The sequence below is a fragment of the Sulfurovum sp. genome, from assembly GCF_041551015.1.
GTDB lineage: Bacteria > Campylobacterota > Campylobacteria > Campylobacterales > Sulfurovaceae > Sulfurovum.
The window spans coordinates 1-2,759 of the sequence record NZ_JBFENQ010000183.1 but is presented as its reverse complement, the minus strand read 5'-3'; the positions used below and the strand labels follow the sequence as shown (position 1 = coordinate 2,759).

3 protein-coding genes are annotated in these 2,759 nt (G+C 37.8%); 2 read left to right on the top strand and 1 reads right to left on the bottom strand.

Features of this window, described 5'->3' with window-relative positions:
- Both truD and ABZC96_RS09445 read left to right on the top strand, forming a co-directional pair.
- Positions 1-1,060 (top strand): tRNA pseudouridine(13) synthase TruD (gene truD / locus ABZC96_RS09450; protein ID WP_373030705.1); only part of this gene is annotated, 1,060 nt, incomplete at its 5' end.
- A gap of 132 nt (positions 1,061-1,192) precedes the next feature.
- Positions 1,193-1,534, top strand: coding sequence for a hypothetical protein (locus tag ABZC96_RS09445; protein ID WP_373030703.1), 342 nt, complete (start codon positions 1,193-1,195; stop codon positions 1,532-1,534).
- A gap of 42 nt (positions 1,535-1,576) precedes the next feature.
- Here ABZC96_RS09445 and ABZC96_RS09440 read toward each other — a convergent pair.
- A partial coding sequence (locus ABZC96_RS09440; protein ID WP_373030701.1) for a DEAD/DEAH box helicase occupies positions 1,577-2,759 on the bottom strand: 1,183 nt, incomplete at its 5' end.

Below are 2,759 nucleotides of genomic sequence, written 5' to 3'. Positions count from 1 at the left end.
TACACCACTCAAGTTTGATTTTAAACAGACTGTCGAACGATTTTTTGTTGAAGAGATACCTCTGTATGCTTTTAGCGGCACAGGAAACTATCTCATACTCAAAATCAAAAAAACAGATATGAGTACATGGAAACTCATCACCGTCCTAGCCAAAGCAACCGGTCTGCAAGAGCGTGATATCGGTTATGCAGGTCTTAAAGATAAAAATGCCACCACCATACAGTACATTTCACTTCCAAAGAAGTATGAAAAAGAACTGAACAAAAACCTTACGACAGAGAAGATAGAGATACTTGAACGTACCTATAACAAAGCTCCTATCAAGATAGGACACCTCAAAGGAAATCGTTTTTCCATTGTCTTGCATGATATTTCTGAAAATGAAGCGAAGTTTTTCAATACCACGGCGAAAAAAATGCAAGTTGATGGTATACCGAACTATTATGGTTACCAACGTTTTGGAGAAGACAGCCGTTCATATCTACAAGGCAAGGAGATAGCCCATTCAGGCAAACGTCTTAAGGGAAGTAAAGAGAAATTGCTTGTCTCTGCTTATCAAAGCTACCTTTACAACAAATGGCTGGCTTCAAGAGTCAAACTCTCTGCCATCATTAGGGACAGTAAAGCAGAAGAAGCGGCAAAAAAACTCCAATATCCTATGGATCTGGTTAAAATCTTGGCCAAACAGCCTCAGTTTTTCAAACTCTTTATAGGTGACATCATTATGCCCTACCCTTATGGGAAGAGTGATTATGTGAAAGATATGCAGCAAAGTGCACAAGCCTTCGAACAAAAAAAGATTTCTCCTACAGGACTTCTGTGTGGAGCAAATGCACTGAGAGCCAAAAGTGATGCCTACCATCTCGAAGAAGAGTATGATGATACAGAGTTAAGTAGTCTAAAAGGTGACAGACGTTTCGCATGGATATGGCCTAAAGATGTAGAAACAAAGTATGACAGTACTACCAAAAAACTTACGGTTGAATTTTATCTTCCTAAGGGATCGTACGCTACTACATTTTTAGAAGAGATCGGGAAGTTTTCTTTGAAAGAAGTATAAACTACACTGATTAGCTAAAATAGATATTTGAAGGTTCCTTCAATGATCAGTGTGCTTATTATTTATACAAAAATTCATACAAAAGCATTTGAATCAAGGTATAATATTATTATATAAATTAAGGAAATATTGATGCAATTTACATTTGGTGATTATAATATAAGAACACACGAACTCGATCAGAAACTCTCTATTCAGGTTACCTCTGAGTTGGGTGATGTACATTTGAACGATGATGACAAACGTACAAGTGACTTCCCTAACGAAGTTTGTTTTTATATCAAGAACCCTACTCATAAACCTGAAGCAAAAGGGTTGAAAAAATTTGCTTTTGGAGACTATACTTTTATATTAGGTATCAACTATGCAGGAGAACTTTTTCTGTTCCACAGTGTAAAACTCAATGTCGGAAAGAAACTCATCGATGGTAAAAATACACTAACCTTGGCATTTTTGAAAGATATTAAATATTAATAAGTAGTGTTTACGAGCATGTAAACACTATTTATTAGGGAATTATTTTCTTCCTCTACCGCGTTTTTTATCTTTCTTATCCACTTTCGGCTTAGCTGTATCAAATGTTTTAAACCCATCACGTTTAGTCGTTTTACGTTTTTTACTTTTAGGTGCAGCAGCTGTCTTGGTTTTCTTTTTACCAAAAGCCCCATCTGTATTTTTATGTTCGTTGGGGTTTTTACGTGCACCTTTTTGTTTAGGTATGACTTTAGGTGCATAACCTTCTAATTTCTCCTGAGGAATGCTCTTACCCATAAGACGTTCTACATCTTTCAGTGCTACCATTTCTATAGGTGAGATGAGCGTAATGGCTAAGCCTTTAGCCCCTGCCCTTCCCGTACGTCCTATGCGGTGTATATAATCTCCTGTGACGTGAGGAATATCATAGTTGATCACTACACCTAACGCAGGTATATCTAACCCTCGTGCTGCGATATCAGTTGCAACAAGTACACGTACTTTTCCTTCCTTGAAACCTTCCAATGCTCTAGATCTCTCTCCGGAACTTTTACCTCCATGAATGACAGCTGTTTTAAGTCCTGAAAGATTTAACTCATTGCTCACTTCATCCGCTACTTCTTTTTTACGTGTAAAGACAAGTACTTGCTTATAATTTCGTGAACCTATAAGGTAAGAGAGTAACTCTGTTTTCTTCTCTTTTTCAACGGGATAGACTATCTGCTCTACAGAATGTGCAGAAGTTCCCATACTGTCTACTTCTATGAGTTTTGGTTTATGGAGTATTTGTTCTGCCAGTCTTTTTACAGATCCCGAAAGTGTCGCTGAGATGAGCACATTTTGTCGTCTATGAGGAAGATGCTGAAGTATTTTACTCACTTCATGTACAAAGCCCATATCCAAGATCGTATCTGCTTCGTCCAGTACTAAGTAGTCAACACTTTCAAGGTTAACATTTTTTTGTCCTATATGTTCCAAGAGACGTCCACTTGTAGCGACGATAATGTCTACACCTGCTTTAAGTCTGTTTGCCTGTGACGTTAGATTTGCCCCACCATACAGTACAATACTTTTTAAAGGAAGATATTTTCCATACGCTTCTATACTTGCGTGTACCTGCTTTGCCAGTTCACGTGTAGGTACCAAAATAACTGCTTTAGGGTAATGCTTCCCCTCAACAAAGCTTTTGCTAAGATCTTGGAGTATAGGTAGAGAAAAGCCTGCC